The organism is Belnapia moabensis DSM 16746 (assembly GCF_000745835.1).
In the GTDB taxonomy this organism is placed as follows: Bacteria; Pseudomonadota; Alphaproteobacteria; order Acetobacterales; family Acetobacteraceae; genus Belnapia; species Belnapia moabensis.
Genome location: NZ_JQKB01000004.1, coordinates 39,716 through 58,981, shown reverse-complemented (window position 1 = coordinate 58,981; position 19,266 = coordinate 39,716). Strand labels below are relative to the sequence as shown.

General features: G+C 70.5%; 17 protein-coding genes. 4 read left to right on the top strand and 13 right to left on the bottom strand.

The window, feature by feature from the left end; genetic code table 11:
* Window positions 1-1,179 carry a mandelate racemase/muconate lactonizing enzyme family protein gene (locus tag EP26_RS03345; RefSeq protein ID WP_043335823.1) on the bottom strand — a complete coding sequence of 393 codons (1,179 nt, stop codon included), beginning with the start codon at window positions 1,177-1,179 and terminating at the stop codon, window positions 1-3.
* The gene (locus EP26_RS03340; protein ID WP_043335821.1) at window positions 1,179-2,351 is read right to left on the bottom strand and encodes a CaiB/BaiF CoA transferase family protein; all 1,173 of its coding nucleotides are present in this window, start codon (window positions 2,349-2,351) and stop codon (window positions 1,179-1,181) included. The genes EP26_RS03345 and EP26_RS03340 overlap by 1 nt, the downstream gene beginning before the upstream one ends.
* Before the next feature lie 59 nt (window positions 2,352-2,410).
* On the opposite strand from EP26_RS03340, the gene EP26_RS03335 reads away from it, so the two are divergent.
* The 3 genes from EP26_RS03335 (at window position 2,411) to EP26_RS03325 (ending at window position 4,708) form a co-directional block, all read left to right on the top strand.
* A complete protein-coding gene (locus tag EP26_RS03335; RefSeq protein WP_043335818.1) occupies window positions 2,411-3,187 on the top strand; it encodes an enoyl-CoA hydratase in 777 nt (258 codons plus the stop codon).
* 87 nt (window positions 3,188-3,274) lie between these two features.
* Window positions 3,275-3,625 carry a hypothetical protein gene (locus EP26_RS36690; protein WP_052388752.1) on the top strand — a complete coding sequence of 117 codons (351 nt, stop codon included), beginning with the start codon at window positions 3,275-3,277 and terminating at the stop codon, window positions 3,623-3,625.
* A gap of 114 nt (window positions 3,626-3,739) precedes the next feature.
* Window positions 3,740-4,708 (top strand): Bug family tripartite tricarboxylate transporter substrate binding protein, encoded by a 969-nt coding sequence (locus tag EP26_RS03325; RefSeq protein ID WP_043335814.1) that lies wholly within the window; start codon window positions 3,740-3,742, stop codon window positions 4,706-4,708.
* 18 nt (window positions 4,709-4,726) lie between these two features.
* On the opposite strand, the gene EP26_RS03320 is transcribed toward EP26_RS03325, so the two are convergent.
* The 3 genes from EP26_RS03320 to EP26_RS03310 all read right to left on the bottom strand — a co-directional run bounded on the left by EP26_RS03320 (window position 4,727) and on the right by EP26_RS03310 (window position 7,472).
* Window positions 4,727-5,158, bottom strand: a complete 432-nt coding sequence (locus tag EP26_RS03320) for a helix-turn-helix domain-containing protein (RefSeq protein WP_052388751.1) — start codon at window positions 5,156-5,158, stop codon at window positions 4,727-4,729.
* A 248-nt stretch (window positions 5,159-5,406) separates the two neighbouring features.
* A complete protein-coding gene (locus EP26_RS03315) occupies window positions 5,407-6,756 on the bottom strand; it encodes an ATP-binding protein (protein WP_043335812.1) in 1,350 nt (449 codons plus the stop codon).
* Window positions 6,753-7,472, bottom strand: coding sequence for a response regulator (locus EP26_RS03310; protein ID WP_043335810.1), 720 nt, complete (start codon window positions 7,470-7,472; stop codon window positions 6,753-6,755). Before EP26_RS03310 ends, EP26_RS03315 begins: the two co-directional genes overlap by 4 nt.
* 198 nt (window positions 7,473-7,670) lie before the next feature.
* Between EP26_RS03310 and EP26_RS03305 the strand changes: the two genes are divergently transcribed.
* Window positions 7,671-8,345, top strand: a complete 675-nt coding sequence (locus EP26_RS03305; RefSeq protein ID WP_052388750.1) for a DNA-3-methyladenine glycosylase family protein — start codon at window positions 7,671-7,673, stop codon at window positions 8,343-8,345.
* A gap of 3 nt (window positions 8,346-8,348) precedes the next feature.
* Here EP26_RS03305 and EP26_RS03300 read toward each other — a convergent pair whose 3' ends face one another.
* The 8 genes from EP26_RS03300 to malQ form a co-directional block, all read right to left on the bottom strand.
* On the bottom strand, window positions 8,349-8,711 hold the full coding sequence (locus EP26_RS03300) for a hypothetical protein (protein ID WP_043335808.1): 363 nt from the start codon (window positions 8,709-8,711) through the stop codon (window positions 8,349-8,351).
* Window positions 8,708-10,189 carry a dihydropyrimidinase gene (hydA, locus tag EP26_RS03295; RefSeq protein ID WP_043335806.1) on the bottom strand — a complete coding sequence of 494 codons (1,482 nt, stop codon included), beginning with the start codon at window positions 10,187-10,189 and terminating at the stop codon, window positions 8,708-8,710. The genes EP26_RS03300 and hydA overlap by 4 nt, the downstream gene beginning before the upstream one ends.
* Window positions 10,190-10,226: 37 nt before the next feature.
* Window positions 10,227-11,501, bottom strand: a complete 1,275-nt coding sequence (locus tag EP26_RS03290; protein WP_043335804.1) for a TRAP transporter large permease — start codon at window positions 11,499-11,501, stop codon at window positions 10,227-10,229.
* Window positions 11,502-11,504: 3 nt separating this feature from the next.
* On the bottom strand, window positions 11,505-11,999 hold the full coding sequence (locus EP26_RS03285) for a TRAP transporter small permease (RefSeq protein WP_043335801.1): 495 nt from the start codon (window positions 11,997-11,999) through the stop codon (window positions 11,505-11,507).
* Entirely contained in the window at window positions 11,996-12,979 is a 984-nt protein-coding gene (locus EP26_RS03280; RefSeq protein WP_052388749.1) for a sialic acid TRAP transporter substrate-binding protein SiaP, read from the bottom strand. Before EP26_RS03280 ends, EP26_RS03285 begins: the two co-directional genes overlap by 4 nt.
* Window positions 12,980-13,048: 69 nt before the next feature.
* Window positions 13,049-14,443, bottom strand: coding sequence for an alpha,alpha-trehalose-phosphate synthase (UDP-forming) (locus tag EP26_RS03275; RefSeq protein ID WP_043335799.1), 1,395 nt, complete (start codon window positions 14,441-14,443; stop codon window positions 13,049-13,051).
* Complete coding sequence (gene treY, locus EP26_RS03270; RefSeq protein WP_043336085.1) at window positions 14,440-17,229, bottom strand: malto-oligosyltrehalose synthase; 2,790 nt, start codon at window positions 17,227-17,229, stop codon at window positions 14,440-14,442. Before treY ends, EP26_RS03275 begins: the two co-directional genes overlap by 4 nt.
* Before the next feature lie 5 nt (window positions 17,230-17,234).
* Entirely contained in the window at window positions 17,235-19,265 is a 2,031-nt protein-coding gene (gene malQ, locus EP26_RS03265; RefSeq protein WP_043335796.1) for a 4-alpha-glucanotransferase, read from the bottom strand.
* Between the last annotated feature and the right edge of the window lies 1 nt (window position 19,266).

Sequence of the window (19,266 nt, the reverse complement as noted above, 5' to 3'; positions counted from 1 at the left end):
TCAAAGCCCCCGCATCACCTCCCACAACGCCGCCTTCGCCTCGAAGCCGATTCCCGGCACCTCCGGCATGCGGATGCGGCTGTCCTTGACCGGCGTGCTGTCCGCGAAGCCGCCAAAGGGCGCGAAGACCTCCGGATAGCTCTCATTGCCCCCGAGCCCGAGGCCGATGGCGATGTTCAGCGCGAATTGGTGCCCGCCATGCGGCACGCAGCGCCGCGCCGACCAGCCGTGCTCCTGCAGCATCGCCAGCGTCCGCAGATACTCGACCAGCCCGTAGGACAGCACCGGGTCGAATTGCAGCACGTCGCGGTCGGGGCGGAGGCCGCCATGGCGGATGAGATTCCGCGCATCCTGCATCGAGAACAGGTTCTCGCCGGTAGCGATCGGGCCGCGGTAATGCTCGGCCAGCGTCGCATGCGTCGCGTAGTCCAGCGGGTCGAGCGGCTCCTCGTACCAACGCAACCGATAGGGCTCGAGCGCCGCGCCATAGGCCAGCGCCGCATGCAGGCCGAAGCGCCCGTTGACGTCGACGCAGAGCCGCGAGCCATCGCCGCCGAGCAGCTTCAGCACCGCCTCGATGCGGCCTATATCCTCCTTCAGCGCATCCCGCAGCGGCGTCCCCGGCGCGCCGCCGATCTTCATCTTCACCACGCTGTAGCCGAGATCGAGATAGCGTTGCATCTCCTCGACCAGCGCCGCCTCGCCCTTGCCCGGGTAGTAGTAGCCGCCGGCCGCGTAGATCCAGGCGCTCTCATCCGCCTCGCCGCCGCGATAGCGGTCCGCCAGCAGCCGCCAGAGCGGCACGCCGCGCAGCTTGGCGGCGGCATCCCACAGCGCCATGTCGAGCGTGCCGACCGCGACGCTGCGGTCGCCATGCCCGCCCGGCTTCTCGTTCCGCATCATCGCCGCCCAGGCGCCCGCCGGTTCCAGCCCGCCATCGGCATGGATCAGCGTCGCCTCCGGCGCCTCCAGCAGGCGGGGGATGAAGCGCTCCCGCAGCAGCCCCTGCTGGGCATAGCGCCCGTTGCTGTTGAAGCCGTAGCCGGTGGCGCTGCGGCCGTTGCCATCCTCCACCGTGACGGCGACCACGGAGGCCGTCATCTTGGAGAAGTCGATATAGGCATTGGCGATGGCGCTGCTGATCGGCGCCACAGTCTCGCGGACGGAGGCGATGCGCATCAGACCGCGCCCTTCCCGCGCAGCGACGCAAGCTCCGCCTCGCCGATGCCGAACTCGGCCAGCACCTCGGCCGTATGCTCGCCCCGTTCCGGCGTCGGCTGGCGCGGCGGTTCCACGCCGTCGAGATTCATCGGCGCCCGGACCAGCTTGAGTTCACCGAGCGTTGGGTGCTGCACCGCCCATTCGATGCCGAGATGCTTCACCTGCGGATCCGCGAAGACCTGATCCATCGCATAGACCGGCCCGCTCGGCACGCCCGCTCTGTTCAGCCGCTCGATCCAGTTCGCGCTGGTGTCCTCCAGCAACGGCTTCTGCAGCAGCGCATTCGTCTTCGCGCGGTTGGCCGCCCGCGACTTGTCGGTGGCGAAATCCGGGTCCTTCGCCTCCTCTTCGATGCCGAGCGTCTCGACGATCCGCCGCCACATCTCCTGCCCGCCCCCGGCCAGGTTGATCATGCCGTCCTTGGTATGGAACAGCCCCGTAGGCACCGTCGTCGGATGGTCGTTGCCGGCCTGCTGCGGCACCTCCTGCTTCATCGTCCAGCGCGTCGCCTGGAAGTCCATCATGGCGACCATGGCCTCGAGCAGGCTGGTATGCACCCAGCGCCCACGGCCTGTTTGCTCCCGCTCCAGCAGCGCCACCAGGATGCCGATCGCCGTGTAGAGCCCCGCCGTCAGGTCGGCCACGGGGATGCCGACGCGCACCGGCCCCTGTCCCGGCAGGCCGGTTACGCTCATCAGCCCGCCCATGCCCTGCGCGATCTGGTCGAAGCCCGGCCGCCGCGCATAAGGCCCGGTCTGCCCGAAGCCGCTGATGGAGCCCAGCACGATGCGCGGATTGACCGCCGCCAGCGCCTCGTACCCGATGCCGAGCCGGTCCTTCACATCCGGCCGGTAATTCTCGACGACGACATCCGCCTTCCCGACCATCCGCTTGAACAGCGCCAGCCCGTCCGGATTTTTCAGGTTGATCGTGACGCCGCGCTTGTTGCGATGGACATGCTGGAAGTCCGGCCCATGCCGCTCCCCGCCCATACCCTTGCCGGTGTCGATCTCGTCCGGCGCCTCGATCTTGATGACATTCGCCCCCCAGTCGGCCAGCTGGCGCACGCAGGTGGGGCCGGAACGGACGCGGGTGAGGTCGAGCACGGTGAAGCGCGCAAGCGGCAGCATGGTTGGAGGCTCCTCCTGATGCGGCTAGCCTTGCCCCGAACCCCCGGGGAGGCAAGTCCATGGATGAACTGCTCTACGAGCGCCGCGACGGCATCGGCTTCGTTACGCTGAACCGCCCGCAGGCCCGCAACGCCCTGACCTTCCCGATGTACGAGCGGCTGCGCGAGATCGCCCTCGGCGCCTCCGACGATGCCGACCTCAAGGCCATCGTCATCACCGGCGCCGGCGAGAAGGCCTTCGCCGCCGGCACCGACATCTCCCAGTTCAAGGAGTTCCGGACGCCCGAGGACGCCCTCGCCTACGAGGAGCGCATCGACCGCGTCCTCGTCGCCCTGGAGGAATGCCCGAAGCCCACCATCGCCGCCATCGCCGGCGCCGCGACCGGAGGCGGCGCCGCCATCGCCGCGGTCTGCGACCTCCGCATTGCGGCCGCCAGTGCCCGCATCGGCTTCCCCATCGCCAAGACGCTCGGCAATTGCCTGTCGATGGCGAATTACGGCCGCCTTGCCGCGCTGATCGGCCCGGCCCGCGTGCTCGACCTCATCTACACCGCCCGCCTGGTCGAGGCGGAGGAGGCGCGCGCGATCGGCCTCGTCTCCGAGGTCCTCCCCGATCACGCCGCGCTCCAGTCCCGCGCCGAGGCCCTCGCCCGCACCATCGCCGGTCATGCCCCGCTGACGCTGCGCGCCACCAAGGAGGCGATGCGCCGCCTTCGCCTTGCCGCCCGCCAGGTCGATGGCGACGATCTGGTGACGATGTGCTTCACCAGCCGCGACTTCCACGAGGGCGTCGAAAGCTTCCTCGCACGGCGTCCCGCCGCCTGGAGCGGAACCTAAGCTTCGTATATCGTCACCGTGAAATGAACCGAGACGCCGCAGTTGCGCTCTCTCCGTGACACACACGTCACAAGAAGGGAAAGCCCCATGCGACGCATCGCCATCATCACCGCCGCCCTGGCCGGCCTGGCCACGGTCGGCATGGTCGACGCCCAGGCCCAGACCAGCACCACCAGTCCGAATGCCGTGCCGAATGCCCCCGGCACCCTGCCGCAGCCCGGCGGCGGCGTCACCGCCGGCACCGGCGCGCCCGGCAATGCCGATCGCGGCGTCATGCCGAGCGGCCGCGGCGCGCCGCCTCCGGGCATGGCCAACCCGCCCGGCCTCGGCGCCGGCACCGGCGGCAGCCCGCTGACCCCGGGCGGCGCCATCCGTCCCGGCTCCGGCCCAGGCGGCGGCGGCACCAGCAACAACCCGCAGAGCGGCGGCGGCGGCTGATCGCCCGCCTCGCCTGACGGCACAGGGGCCGGCCTCCGCGAGGGGGCCGGCCCTTGCCATATCCAGCTTCCACCGGCTGCGGTATCCATCGGCAAAAGCCCGGAGGAAACCGCCATGCCCAGCCGCCGCAGTCTGCTGGCCGCTCCCCTCGTCCTGCCCGCCCTCGCCCGTGCTCAGTCCGACTGGCAGCCGAGCCGCCCCGTCACCTTGCTGGTCGGCTTCGCCCCCGGCGGCGGCACGGACATCATCGCCCGTCTCGTCGCCCCCGCCCTTCAACAGTCCCTTGGCGTCCCCATCGCCGTGGAGAACCGCCCGGGCGCCAGCGGCACCATTGCCGCCCAGGTCAACAGCCGCGCCGCGCCGGACGGCCATACCGTGCTGATGAGCACCGTCAGCGCCTCCGCCGTCGTCCCGCCCCAGATGACGCCGCCGCCCTTTGACATCCACCGCGATCAGACGGCCATCGCCCTCGCCGCCACCGTCCCGCTGGTCGCCGTGGTGCCGCTCGCCTCGCCCGCCCGCGACCTAGCCGGTTTCATCGCCCGTGCCCGCGAGAATCCCGGCGGGCTGAACTACTCCTCTTCCGGCGTCGCCACCCAGCAGCACCTCGCGGCCGAGTTGCTCTCCATGGCGGCCGGCATCCGGATGACGCATGTTCCCTTCCGCGGCACCGGCCAAGCCGTGAACGAGATCCTCGCCGGGCGCATCGACCTCGCCATCGATACCTTCCCGACCTACCTGCCGCATATCCGCGGCGAGCGGGTCCGGGCGCTGGCCACGACCATGCCCGAGCGCATCGACTGGCTGCCCGATCTGCCGACCGTCGCCGAGAGCGGCTTCCCCGGCTTCGACGCCAATGTCTGGTACATGCTGATGGGCCCCGCCGGGCTGCCGGTGCCGATCCGCGACCGCTGGGCCGCCGCCCTCGGCACTGCCCTCGCCGACCCGGTGCTGCGGCCGCGCATCCGCGAGGCCGGCTTCATCCCCGGCGGCGGCACCAGCGCCGAAGCCGCCGCCCTGCTGAACCGCGATGCCGAGCGCTATGGCGCCCTCATCCGCCAGGCCGGAATCCGCATCGAATAGAAGGACAGCCCCCGCGCATCATGAACGGCTTCGGCTGGGCCGGACCTGCTTCGCCGGCACCGCATCCGGCGCCTCCTCGGGCCCGGCCATCCGCCGCACCACCAGCAGTACCGCCGCCTTGGCGCTGAATTCCAGCTTCCGGTAGGCCCGCAACAGTCCCTCCTCGTCGCCGGCGAGCAGGCCTAGCGAGCCCTGCTCCTCCTCCAGCCACTCCGCCGGCGGGGGCACGTCCGGGTCGAGCCCAACGAGATAGGAGACGGAGGTGGAGAGTGCCTCGGCCAGCCGCCGCAGCCGCTCGCCGCGCGGCACCGGCACGCGCCCCTCGCGCAGCCGGTCGAGGAAATCGGGCGGCAGGCCAGCGGCTCGGCTCGCCTCCTCCGGGGTCAGGCCGAGCCGTTCGAGGCGCCCCTCGATCAGCTCCACCATGGGCGGCGCGGCATCATCCTCCATGCGCAGCCGACGCGCGGGCGGGCCGCCGGTTTCCCGCCATCCTCGCTTTTCCGCACCGGGTCATATAGGATCAAATTCCTTGCTCTTTGACAACTCCATCCGCCCCGTACGCTCGCGTCCGCCCACCGGGGCAGTTTGTCCAAAACCTGCCAAACCATGTCATCGGGCGCCGACCCATTGATTGGCAACGGATGGTTCAGCACCTGCCCCACCGGATCCGGATTTGTCCGAAACCTGCCGAACCGCCCTCACCCCGGCAGCGTCGCCAGCGCCACCAACCCGCCCGCCTCCCGGTTGCGCAGCACGACATCGCCGCCATGCGCCCGGAAGATGTTCCGCGCGATCGGCAGGCCGAGCCCCGTCCCGCCCGTCTCCCGGTTCCGGCTCGCCTCCAGCCGGCGGAAGGGCTGGAACACCGCCTCAAGCTGATCGACCGGGATACCTGGCCCCTCATCCTCCACCGCCAGCCGCACCGGCTCGCCGCCCGGTGCCTCGGGCGCCGTCAGCACCAGCCGGGCTGCGCCGCCATAAAGCAGCGCATTGCCGACCAGGTTGGCGAGCGCCCGTTTCAGCGCCACCGGCCGCGCCTGCACCACCAGCCGCTCCGGCCCCTTGTAGCCGATCGCATCGGCGAGGTCGGGCCGCGCATCGGCCGCCTCGTCCAGCACGGTGCGGCAGAGCGCGGCGAGGTCGAGGGCGACCGTCGGCTCGCCTGCCGAATCGTCGCGGGCGAAGGCCAGCGTCGCCGCCACCATCGCCTCCATCTCGTCGAGATCGGCTAGCATCTTCCGCCGCTGCTCGTCGTCATCCATGAACTCGGCGCGTAGCCGCAGCCGGGTGATCGGCGTCCTCAGGTCGTGGCCGATGGCGGCCAACATCTGCGTCCGGTCGCCGACGAAGCGACGGATGCGCTCTGCCATGGTGTTGAAGGCATGCGCCGCCTTGGCCACCTCGGTCGGCCCGCGCTCCGGCATGGGCGGGGCGTTAACGTCGCGCCCCAGCCGCTCCGCCGCCTCGGCCAGGAGCCGCACCGGCCGCGTCAGCCGCCGCACCGCCCAGTTGATCAGCAGCCCGGCCGCCAGCGTCATGGCGAAGAAGGCGATGAGGAAGGTTTCCGAATGCCAGGGCCGCGGTGGCGGCAGGCTGATGCGGAGGTTCAGCCACTCTCCGCTCGGCAGCCGCAGGCTGACGAAGAAGACCGGGCTCCGCTCGCCCCAAGAGGTCAACACCTCGCGCGGCCGGAAGCGCGGTGGCCCGCTGCCGAGCAGGTCCAGCCGCAGCATCCGCGCGATCGGCGGCGGGATCGGCGGCTGGTCGAGCCGGGCGATCGGCCGCCCGTCGAGCGTAGCATCGAGGCCCTGCGGCAGTTCCAGCTCGGCCAACATCTGCGCGCGCCGGTCGGCCGGCGCAAGGTTGACGGTGCGCCAGGCGCTGATGGCGCGGGCCGAGATCTCCCGCGCCTGGGCGAAGCGCTGGAGATCCACGCGGTCGAGCGCATGGATGGTCAACCCCGCCGCCTGGACAGCGGTGAGCGCCAGCAGCAGGACGAGCGCCGTCCGCCCGGCGAGGCTCTGGGGCCAGACGCGCCAGGACTTCAACTGCGCTCCACCGTCGCCGCCAGCACATAGCCGCCGCCGCGCACCGTCTTGATGAGGCTCGGGTTGCGCCCGTCATCCTCAAGCTTCCGCCGCAGCCGGGAGACGGCGACGTCGATCGCCCGGTCGAAGGGTCCTGCCTGGCGGCCGCGCAGCAGATCCATCAGCATGTCCCGGGTGAGGACGCGGTTCGGCCGCTCCACCAGCACCTGCAGCAGCTCGTACTCGCCACCCGTCAGCGGCACCTCGGCGCCGTCGGGGTTGAGCAGGCGGCGCCGCGCCGGCTCCAGCGTCCAGCCGCCGAAGCGGACGGCCTTGGCCGGCGGCTCCTTCGGCGCCCCCGCCTCGCCCGAGGCGCGGCGCAGCACCGCCCGCACCCGCGCCAGCAGCTCCCGCGGGTTGAAGGGTTTGCTGAGATAGTCGTCGGCGCCGAGCTCGAGGCCGACGATGCGGTCCGTCTCGTCGGCCATGGCGGTCAGCATGACGATCGGCACATCGCCCTGGCTGCGGAGCCATTTGGCGAAGTCGAGCCCGCTCTCGCCCGGCAGCATGAGGTCGAGCACCACTAGGTGGTAGCGGCCGAGCGGCCAGAGCCGCCGCGCCTCCTTCGCGTCCCGGGCGGCAGCGACGCGCATGCCCTGGCGCTCGAGGAATTTCGAGAGGAGGTCACGAATCTCGCGGTCGTCATCGACGACCAGGATGTGAGGCTGGGGTTCCATGGTGATTGTAACATAGCGCGCCCCGCGCCATTCCGCTCGGGATGTTGTTGCGCCAGGTTGCCGAAGCCGCCGGTGTTGCAGGCCGTTGCAATTCGGCACGCCCGGGGCCTTCTGGCCGCGACATCCGGGGCGCAGCTTCAGGGCACCCAAGGCGGCCGCTTCCCCATCCCGGTCGCCGATGGGCTATAGGCGGCGGGGATGGCCTCTCCCTCCTCCCCATCCTCGCCGCCTTTCCCTCGCCCACCCCCCTGGGCCAGGGAGGGGCTTGCGGCGCTGGCCGCCGCCGATCCGCGCCTCGGTGCGATCGAGGCGGCGGCCGGGCCGCTCCCCTGGCGGACGCGGCAACCCGGCTTCCCAGGCTTGCTGCGCGCTATCTGCGGCCAGCAAATCAGCAACCAGGCCGCATCCGCCATCTGGCGCCGCCTCTCCACCCTGCCCAGCGCCCTTGATCCCGCCGGGCTGCTGGCTATGGACGATGCGACGCTCTGCGGCATTGCCGGCCTCTCCCGCCCCAAGGCGGCACATGCCCGCTCGCTGGCCATGGCCTGCCTCGACGGCCGGCTCGACTTCACCGCCCTGCCAGGCATGGGAAATGCGGAGGCGATCGCGCATATCGCCGCGGTGAAGGGCCTCGGCCCTTGGACGGCGGAGGTCCATCTGCTCTTCGCCGAGCAGAGGCCGGACATCTTCCCCTCTGGCGACCTGGCGCTGGCGGCGAGCGCGGCGCATCTGCTTGGCCTGCCGGCGCGGCCAGGGCCGAAGGCGCTCGCCGTCCTGGCCGAAGGCTGGGCGCCCTGGCGGTCGCTGGCGGCGCGGCTGCTCTGGCATCATTGGCGCTTCGTCACCGGGCGGCCGGCGGTGGAGGATGGTTGACGCTCAGGGCTCCAGCAGGATCGAGTCCAGCGGCCAGGGAATAGTCTCACCCTCTATGAGGAAGACGAGTTCCTGCTCGTCCTCGCCGTCCCAGGCGCGAGCCAGCGCCAGGGCAATGACCGGCAGCCAGCCGGAGGCACCGAGGGCGGCGCTGCAATGCGCCTCCAGCCGGCCGCGCTCGTCGTGCAGGCGGATGACATGGGCGGCCCAGATGCGCTCGCCCTCGCTGCCGACGCCGACAGGGGTTTCCGTCGTCAGCATCCGCAGCAGCTCGCGGACGCGACCGTCGGTGCGGATGAGGCGGGCAATGCGCCAGGGCTCATCGGCTGCGTTGTAGGCAGTGTAGTCGGGCTCGGCGGGGATCATGACAGTGGGGGCGCGGCATCGAAGCCGTCCGCCACGACTCCGCGTGGGGCGATGAAGTCGTAGGCGCCGCGGGGCAGGAACTGCCCGCTGCCTGGCTCGGCCTGCACCACACCGTCGCGCATCACGACCTCCCCCCGCCGGATCGTCGTCACCGGCCAGCCGGTGACTTCCAGCCCTTCGTATGGGGTGTAGTCGATGGCATGTTGCATCAACGGATTCTTAATGACGGCCTTTTTCGCTGGATCCCACAAGGCGAGGTCGGCATCGGCGCCAATGGCGATGACGCCCTTGCGCGGGGCGAGGCCCATCAGCCGGGCCGGGTTGGTCGCCGTCAGCCGGACGAAGTGGTCGAGGGTGATGCGGCCTTTCGAGACCCCCTCGCTGAACAGGATCGGCAGCCGGGCGGCGAGGCCCGGGATGCCGTTCGGGATGTCGCGGAAGGGGGCGTCGCGGCCATTCGCCGCCTTGCCTGCCTTGCCGCCCATCGAGAAGCCGCAATGGTCGGAGGAGACGACATCGAGCGTGCCGCGGCGGATCATCTCCCAGACGCGCCCCTGCTCCTCCATCATGCGCGGGCTCGGCGAGCACATGTAGGCGGCGCCCTCGAAGCCGGGGCGGTCCATGTCGGCGGCGGTCAGCGTCAGGTATTGTGGGCAGGTCTCGCCCCAGACCTTGAGGCCGCGATGCTGGGCGCGGGCGATCTCCTCCGCCGCCTCGGCGCAGCTCACATGGAAGACCTGGATCGGCTGGTCGACGAGCTCGGCGAGGGCGATGGCGCGGTGCGTCGCCTCGCGCTCGACGACGATGGGGCGCGACCAGGCATGGTATTTCGGCGCGGTCATGCCGGCGCGGAGCAGCATCTCCGTGCGCCACTTAATGGCGGCGTAGTTCTCGCAATGCACGGTGACGAGGCAGCCATGGCGCCGTGCCGTCACCAGCACCTTGAGGAATTGCTCGTCGCTCAGGTGCAGCGGCTCGTAGGTGAGGAAGACCTTCAGGCTGCGGATACCCTTGGCGACGATCTGCGGCACCTCGCGCTCCAGCACCTCGTCGGTCGGGTCGCTGATGATCTGGTGGAAGCTGTAGTCGAGCATGCCCTTCGCCGCCCGCTGCTCGTAATCGGCGATGCGGGGGAGGATGCCCTCGCCCTTCCACTGGGGCACGAAGCAGACGACGCTGGTGGTGCCGCCGGCGAAGGCCGAGGTGCTGGCGGTGCGAAAGCTCTCCTCGTTCACCGTCACCGCGAGGTCGCCGCCGGTGCCGACATAGCCGCCGCGGGCCGGCTCCTCGATGTGGCAATGGCTATCGACGCCGCCGGGCAGGACCAGCAGACCGCCGGCATCGAGCGTCGCCGCGCCATCCGCGATCCTATCGGCGAGCGCCACGATACGGCCGGCGCGGATGCCGATATCGCAGCGCATGGTGCCAAAGCCGCTGGCTACCTGCCCGCCGCGCACCACGAGATCGAAGTCAGCCATCCGCCCCCTCCTCCGGGTTGCCTGCCGGAGGGCCAGTCTAGGAGCCGTAGACCAGGTTCGGAAGCACCAGGGTGATCTGCGGAAAGACGGTCAGCAGGATGAGGGCACCGATCAGCGGGATGAAGAAGGGCAGCGTCGCCCAGGCCAGCTTGCCATAAGGGATGTTGCCGACCTTCGCCACGACGAAGAGGCCAATGCCCATCGGCGGATGCAGCAGGCCGAGCATCAGGTTGAGGGTAATCACCATGCCGAAATGCACCGGGTCGATGCCGAGCTGGGTCACCACCGGCATCAGCACGGGCACGGTCAGCACCATGATGGCCAACGCCTCCATGAACATGCCGAGGAAGAAGAGCAGCAGGTTGATCAGCAGCAGCATCAGCATCGGGTCATCGGTGACGCCGAGCAGCAGCTCCGCCACCTGCTGCGGCACCCTCTCACGGGCCAGGACCCAGTTGAAAAGGGTCGCTGCGCAGACGATGAAGGCAACGGTCGCGGTGGTGTTCATGCTCTCCCGAAAGACCTGGACCAGTTGGCGCCAGCCAAGCTCCCGGTAGACCACGGTGCCGAGCAGCAGCGCGTAAAGGGCGGCGACGGCCGCGGCCTCGGTCGCGGTGAAGATGCCACCGAACATACCGCCGAGAATGATGCCCGGCGTCAGCAGCGGCAGGAAGGCGCGGGCGGCGGCCTGGCCGCGCTCGGCCCATGTGTGGCGGCGGCCACGGGGGAAGCCCTCCTTCCCCGCCACGTACCAGACATAGGCCATCAGCGCCGCGCCGATGACGAGGCCGGGGATAATGCCGCCGAGGAAAAGACGGCCAATCGAGGTGTTCGAGATCACCGCATAGAGCACGAGCGGGATGGAGGGTGGGATGATCGGCCCAACGACGCAGGAGGCCGCTGTCAGGGCACCGGCGAATTCGGGCCGGTAGCCCTCCTTCACCATGGCCTTGATCTCAAGCGCGCCGAGCCCGCCGGCATCGGCGACGGCGCTGCCCGACATGCCGGAGAAGATGACGGAGCCAAGGATGTTCACATGCCCCAGCCCGCCGCGAAAATGCCCGACCATGGCGGAGGCGAAGCCGTAGATGCGGTCCGTGACGCCCGAAGTGTTCATCAGATTGCCGGCGAGGACGAAGAAGGGCACGGCGAGCAGCGCGAAATTGTCAGCCCCGGCCATGAGGCGCTGCGGCGCGGTGATCATCGGCGCGCCTTCCAGCATCAGCCAGCCGACGGCGACGACGCCGAGGGCGAAGGCGACGGGCTGGGCCAGCACCACCAGCCCAAGCCAGGCGCCGAAGAAGCCGAGCATCCTTCAGAAATCCCTGGCGGCGGAGGCGGTCAGCACCTCGCCGTGGCGGAAGGCGCGGATGTCCTCGGCCATGCAGGCCAGAGTCCGCACGGCCATGATGGCGGCGGCCGCGGGGATGATGGCCAGCACCAGGCCGGTCGGGATTTCCATGGCCATGCTCGGAAGGTCCCATTCTCGGGCGGCAGCGCGCCAGCCCCAGAGGATGATGGCGACGCAGAAGGCGAGCGTCAGCGCCTGGGTGACGAGCGAGACGGCGAGGCGCGGGCCGGGCGGGAGGCGCTCCACCAGGAAGGGCATGCCAATATGGCTGCGGTCGCCGACCGCCGCCGCGGCGCCGAAGAAGACGACGCCGACATAGAGGTAGCGCGCGGCTTCCTCGGTATAGGCGCTCGGGTCGCCGAGCAGGTAGCGCGTCACCACCTGCCAGATCAGCACGGCGAAGAGGGCGACGCCGAGCAGGACGGACAGGGCTTCATCGGCCCGGCGCAGCAGCCTCACAGCGCCTGCAGTGCGGCATGGACGCCGCGACCCCAGACCTCCTCGTAGCGGGCGTACATGGGGCCGAGAGCGCGCTGGAAGGCGGCGCGGTCGCTGTCGACGAAGACCGCGCCGCGGGCCTCGAATTCGCCGCGCAGGCGCTGCTCGCTGTCCCGCGTCAGCTGGCCGCCGAGGGCGCCGCCCTCATCCAGCGCGGCGACCAGAAGGTCACGGTCGGCGGGCGGCAGGGCGGTCCAGCTCCGCTCGCTCAGCACCGGAACCAGCGGAACGAGGATATGCCCCGTCAGATTCACGTATTTCTGGACTTCCATGAATTTGTTCGCCGCGATGGTCGGCAGGGGGTTCTCCTGCCCGTCGATGACGCCGGTCTGCAGCGAGAGATAGACCTCACCGAGCGACATGGGCGTCGGCGCGGCGCCCAAGGTGCGCATCATGTCGAGGAAGAGCGGCGCCTCGGGGACGCGGATCTTGAGGCCCTTCAGGTCTTCCGGCAGGCGGACGGGGCGGTCGCGCGTCGTCAGCTGGCGGGTGCCGTAATACCAGGGCGCGAGCACCCGCATGCTGCGTTGCTCGGCGAGCTGGCGGCGCATGGACTGCACGGCCGGATGCTCGAACATCCGCTGCAACTGGGCAAAGTCGCGGGTGAGGAAAGGGCTCTCCAGGATGGAGAGCGGGCGCACCCAGGAGCCGAGCACGCCCGGGCCAGTGATGCAGAGGTCAAGCGTGCCGGAGGAGACCTGGCTCAGCATGTCCCGCTCGCCACCGAGCTGGGAGGAGGGGAAGTTATCGATCCGCAGCCGGCCGCCGGAGCGTTCCTTCAGCAGCTCCGCGGTGCGGAGGATACCGCGGTTGATCTCGCCCTCGGGCGGCTGGACATGGCCGAAGCGGAGCGCCCGCGTACCTTGGCCACGCGCGATAGCGGGCGCAGCAAGCAATGCGCCAGCGAGCAGCACACCCCGGCGGGTGATCCCTGGAACCATGGTCTGCCCTCCCCCGTCCAGCCGGCGTCTTTGCGCCGGGTTCTGGAGTCAGGTTGGCATGGCAACGGCTCAGGCGCTACCCGCGACGGGGAGGCCCGCGAGATCACCAGGCGCGAGGGCCCGGAGGAAGTCCTCACCCCAGCCTTCGGGCGAGGCGCCGGCGATCGCCTCCCAGGCAGCCTGCCAGCGCTCCTGCCGTTCGCCGCGCGGCATATCGAGGGCACAGGCCAGCGCCTCCGCCATGCCCTCGGCGTCATGCGGGTTGACCAGCAGGGCGGAGGAGAGCTGGGCGGCAGCGCCGGCAAAGCGGGAGAGCACGAGCACGCCCGGGTCGCTCGGGTCCTGAGCGGCAATGAACTCCTTGGCGACGAGGTTCATCCCGTCGCGGATCGGCGTTACCAGGCAGACCCGGGCGAGGCGCATGAAGCCGGCCACCGTGTCTCGCGTCTGCGGCCGGGCAAGAAGGCGCAGCGGCAGCCAATCCGGCTCGCCGAATTCGCTGTTGATGGAGCCGGCAGCGCTGTCCACTTCCTGGCGGAGGCGGCGATAGGCCAGCACGTCCTCGCGCGAGGGGGCTGCGATCTGCAGCATGGTGGCGCTGCGGGCCGGGCGGCGCGCGATGACGCGGCGAAAGGCTTCCAGCCGCTCGGGCAGGCCCTTGGTCGGGTCGAGCCGGTCGACGCCGAGAATGAGAGCCTGACTCTGCAGCGAACGGGATAGGAGGCGGGCAGGCTCCAGCACCGATTGCGCGGCGGCGGTTGCAGCGAATTCGCGGGCGGCGATCTCGGCAGGGAAGACGCCGAGGCGAATCGGGCGGCCGCCCAGCTCCAATTGCTGGTCGCCGGTGCGGACGGCGCCGGCGAATTCGGTGGCGGTTGCCGCGAAATTGTCGCGGTCGCTCGCAGTCTGGAAGCCGAGCAGGTCCGAGGCCAGCACATCCTGCACCAGACTGCGGATGCCGGGGGCAACGGCCGCAGCATCCGGGGCCGGGAAAGGAACATGGAGGAAGAAGCCGGTCGGGTTCCGCACCCCCTGGCTGCGCAGCGCCCCTGGCAGGGAGAAAAGGTGGTAGTCATGCACCCAAATGCGGTCGTCCTGCTCCAACAGCGGCGCCAGGTTATGGGCGAAGCGCTGGTTGACGCGGCGATAGGTGTCGAGGTCCTGGCGGCGGAAGGACATCAGATGCGGCAGTGAATGCAGCATCGGCCAAAGCACGCCGTTGGAATAGCCGGTGTAGTAGCCGCGATGCTCCGCCTCGGTCAGATCGAGGGTTGCATAGCCGACGGCGCCGCGCTGGGCGAAGGCCGGCGGGCCAGTTTCCTCGGTGACGGCACCGCTCCAGCCGAACCAGAGGCCGCCGCGGCGCTGCATCAGCCCAAGGAGCGCAACAGCGAGCCCACCGGCATGCCCGGAATTCCCAGCCGGGACCGGCACCCGGTTGGAGACGACGACGATGCGGCTCATCCCACCTCCAGCAGCGCGACCGGCAGGCGGGCGAGGATCTCAGCCAGGGGCAGACGATCCCCGGCTTCCCCCCCGGGCGCGCCGAGGACCGCCCCGGTCAACGCATCCCGCCAGCGGTGTTCCGCACTTGGACGCGGCAGGACGAGTTCGGTTCCGCGCCATTCCTCTGGCGGCACGAGCGGGAGCGTCGTGTCGCCCATGAGCGCCGCAGGCAGGCGGGTGGCGACGGCGATCACCGAGCGGTTCTTGTGGCTCCGGGCGAAGGCAAGGACATGGGCGGCATGGGGTCCCTCGACGGTGAGGGGTTGGTAGTCGCCTTCGGCGAAGAGGGAAGCATGCTCGGCACGGACCGCCAGGGCGCGGGCGAGCACGGCCTGCTTCACCCGCCCGTCCTGCCAGTGTTGCAGCAGGTCCTGGGGCGGGATAGCGGCCTCCAGGCTTTCGCGGCGTGCGTCGTAATCGACGGGGCGGCGATTGTCGGGATCAACCAGACTGAAGTCCCAGAACTCGGTGCCCTGGTAGAGATCGGGCACGCCCGGCGCGGTGCAGCGGAGCAGGAGCTGGGTCAGGCCGTTCGCCGCCCCCGCCGGGGCGATTCGGGTGGCGAAGCCGGCGACCTCCTCGCGAAGGTGGCTGGCGCGGTCGGGCGCCATGGACGCGAAGATGAAGTCGCGGCAGGCGGCCTCGTACTCGGCATTGGGCACGGCCCATTCGGTGCGGCGCTTGGCCTCGCGCAGCGCCTTCTCCTGCCAGGCGGCGACGCGATCGAGGAAGGCAGTGACGCCCGCCTCGTCATCCGCGGCGAGGCCGAGGGGCCAGGCGCCGACCAGCGTCTGATAGAGCATGAGCTGGGCGCTCATTCCCGGCGCCGCGCCGTCGTCGAGCGTCTTGCGGAGGGAAGCATTCAGCCGGGTCCAACGCTGGACGGCGGCGGACCATTCAGCAGGAATCTCGGAGAGTACGGCGAGGCGAGCGCGGACATCCTCGCCGCGCTTGTGGTCATGCGTCGCCGTCGCCAGCAGGGCGCGCGGGAAGTTCTTCGTCCGCGCCCTAGCGGAGGCGTGGAAGCCGGCAGGGGTGACGGCGAAGCGGCCGGGGTCGGAGCCGACCTCGTTGCGGGAGATGAGGCGGCCATAGCGGTAGAAGGCCGTGTCCTCCACGCTCTTCGCCGTTGCCGGGGCGGAGAGCTGCTGGAAGCGCACCGCAGCCGAGAGGCGCTCGCGGCGCTGGTTCGGCGGCAGGCTGCGCGGCGGCTCGCCGCCGAGCCAGCCATCGAGCAGTTCCAGCAGGGGCCGCTCGGTGGCGCGGACGGTGCGGCGGGCGCCAGCCAGCGCCCAATCGAGGATGCGCTTGTCCTCGGCGCTGCGGCCGCCGGAGGTGATGTAGAGCCGGTAGATCGGGAAATGCACCAGCACCTCGGCCAGCGCCCGACGCAGCGCCGTCAGGGTGAAGTCGCGGGTGACGAGGTCCCGCATGGCGACGCGCTTAATGGCGGCGGCGGTGGCGTTCAGCTCGGAGGCGAGGTTGTCGCGGAGGATCTGGCGCTTGGCCTCGCGCACCTCGACCTCGAACTCGCCGGAGCGACGGGTCTGCTCGGTCCAGAGCGCGGTGAGCGGGCCCTCTCCGGCCGGGTCATGGAGTACGCCGCTGGCCTCGTCCATGAAGTCGTAGCCGGTGGTGCCGTCCACCATCCAGTCGGTGCGCAGCGCCTCGAAGGGGGCAAGGATCTTCTCGACCCAGATCAGCGGCTCCTGGCCGGGGCGGGCCGTCTGCATCCGGCGATGCAGCTTGCGGCAATAGCCGCGCGGGTCGGCGAGGCCGTCGACATGGTCGATGCGGACGCCGTCGATGGTGCCCTCGGCATAGAGGTTCAGCACCAGTTCATGCGTCGCGTCGAAGACCTCGGGCAGTTCGACGCGGAGGCCGGCGAGCGATGTGATGTCGAAGAAACGGCGCCAATTGATCTCGTCCGCTGCGGCCCGCCACCAGGCGAGGCGGTAGTGCTGGCGCTCCAGCAGCCGGTGCAGGGCCTGACGGCCGGCCTCATCCTTCGCGTCGAAGGCAGCGAGCGCATGGGTGATGCCGGCGCGGCCGGCTTCCGTCGCCGCGGTCTCGGCGAGGCGGGCGCGACAGGCGGAAGCCTCGCGCCGTGAGAGGGCGCGGTCACGCTGATGCAGGCCGATGCGGCCGAAGGCGAGGGCAAGTTCCTGCAGCCCCGGTTCCTCCGAAGCCTGCAGGATGTGGTGGTAGTGCTGCGGCGCGATGGGGAAGCGATGCTCGTAATACTCGGTGTAGAAGCGGCCGGTCTCCGCTTCGAACTTCAGAACGAGGTTGCCGGAGGCCAGCACCTCGCCATAGGGATCGCCGAGGAAGGGGGCGAGCAGGCGGTTAGAGAGCGACCTGTCCGGCGGCTCCCAGTCGATGTCGAAATAGGGGGCGAAGGGGCTCTGGCGGCCCCATTCCAGCACGTCGAGCCACCATTCGTTGTCGGCGCCGCCGACGCCCATATGGTTCGGCACGATATCGAGGATGAGGCCGAGCCCGGCCTCCTTCAGCGCGGCCGAGAGCCGGCGCAGCGCGGGCTCGCCGCCGAGTTCCGGGTTGATCTGGCGATGATCGACGATGTCGTAGCCATGGGTGGAGCCGGGCCGCGCCTTCAGGATGGGCGAGGCGTAGAGATGGCTGATGCCGAGCCGGGCGAGATAGGGCACCAGAGGCACGGCATCGTCGAGGGTGAAACCGGCGTGGAACTGAAGCCGGGCCGTCGCCCGTAGTGGAATCGGCACGAGCGTCAATCTCCTTTAGGTCGGGCGCGGGCGAGGATCTCGATGCGGCGGGCGACGGCCGGGTCGTCGAGCAGATGGGCGGCCTCGCCGGGCATGCGGCGCTGCCAATTCGGGTGGCCTTCGGTGGTGCCGGGCAGGTTGGGCTGCTCCGGCAGGGCGAGCGCATCCTCGATGGGGAGGATGGCCAGGGTGCAGGCGGCGCTCGCGGTATGGGCGATGGCGGCGTCGACCACCGCTTCGGCGTCGTCGGGCTCGGGCTCGTCGCCGGTCGCGGCGCCGCTGTCGAGGAAGGCGCCCCAGAGGGCACTGCGATCCTCGGCGCGGCGGGCCTGCTCCTGCTTCGCCGTATCCGCCGCCGGGAAAAGGCCAAGGCGGTCGCGCCAGCCGATATCGAGGCCGCGCCACCATCCGGTGATGGTCGGCAGGTCATGCGTCGTCGTCATCGCCGCGGCGTCGGGCGACCAGCCATGCGGCGGGCGGAAGCTTCGGTCCTCCTCCTGCTCGAACCAGAGCACGCGCATGCCGAGGATGCCGGCGCGTGCCATCTCGCCCTGAAAGCCCTCCGGCAGCGTGCCGAGATCCTCGCCGATGACGATGGCCTGATGGCGATGGGATTCGAGGGCGAGCAGGCGCAGCATGTCCTGCATCGGATAGCGCAGATAGGCTCCGGTTGACGGGCCGAGGCCTTGCGGCACCACCCAAAGCCGGGCCAGCCCCATCGCATGGTCGACGCGCAGGCCGCCGGCATGGCGGAAGGTCGCCTGCAGCAGCTCGGTGAAGGCGCCGAAGCCGCCCGTCCGCATCTCGAGCGGGGAGAAGGCGGTGAGGCCCCAATCCTGGCCGAGTGGGGAGAAGATGTCGGGCGGGGCGCCGACCGAGAGGCCGGGCAGGATCTCCCGCTGGCGCGACCAGGCATGGCTGCCGCCGCCATCCGTGCCGACGGCGAGGTCGGCAATCAGCCCGACCGGCATGCCGGCATCGCGTGCCGCCTGCTGTGCCGCGCCGCGCGAGGCATCGGCCAACCATTGGCAGAAGGCGTGGAAGGCAACCTCGCGGGCATTCTCCCGGGCGAAGCGCTGGACGCCGGGGCTTTGCGGGGTACGGAATGCCTCCGGCCAGTTGCGCCAATGCCAAAGATCGGGCGACTGGCCGTAGAAATGTGCGTGCAGTGCCTCGAAGCGGGCATGGTCCTCAAGGGCGGGACCGGCCTCACGGCGGTATTCGACGAAGCCGGGATGGTCGGCGGCGGCATCGAAGAGCAGGCGGAACTGAGCCAGCTTGGCGGTAGTCGCCCCTGGCCAATCGATCAGCGGCGCATCCTCGGCCGGCAGCACGGAGGCGGTGCCTAGGGCGGTAGCCGGATCGGCATGCAGCACGTTCAGCATGATCCGGCTAGAGGGGGCGTAGGGGCCGTATTTGCTGGGGTCGGCACTGAACAGCGCGTGGGCGGGGCTGATCGCGAGCGCTGCGGCGCCACGGCGGCCGGCGGCGTGGGCGAAGGCCGCGACGCCGCCGAAATCGCCGATGCCGCCATCGCCGGTGCGACGAAGCGAATAGATCTGCGCCGCCAACGCCCAAGGGACCGCCCCTCGGTGAATTTCGGCACCGAGGTCGTTGAGGGTGACGCAGCGCGGCGGTGCGGCGGCGATAGTCGCATGGCCGCCATCGAGGGTCAGGCGATGATAGCCGGGGGTGGAGACGGCTGGCAGCCGCGCCTCGCCGCCCCAGCCGGTCTCAAGCCGGCCCTCAATGCGGTCGCCGCCCTCGATCTGCAGCACGAAGCGATGGCCGGGCGAGGCGCCGGGGATGGCGACGCCATCAGGCCCGATCGTCATGGTCAGCAGCGGCGGCAGGCGGCTGTCGAGCTCGCGGAGCAGGTGGCGGGCCTCGCGCGCCTCCTCCGGCAGGCCGAGAGCGGCGAGGACCGCGCGCATCGTCTCCGGTGCGATATGCTGATCCTGGCCATGCACGTCGCGCCAAGTGGTGGCGATGCCGGCGGCCTCCGCCAGATCCCGCAACTCCTCATCGGCACTCATA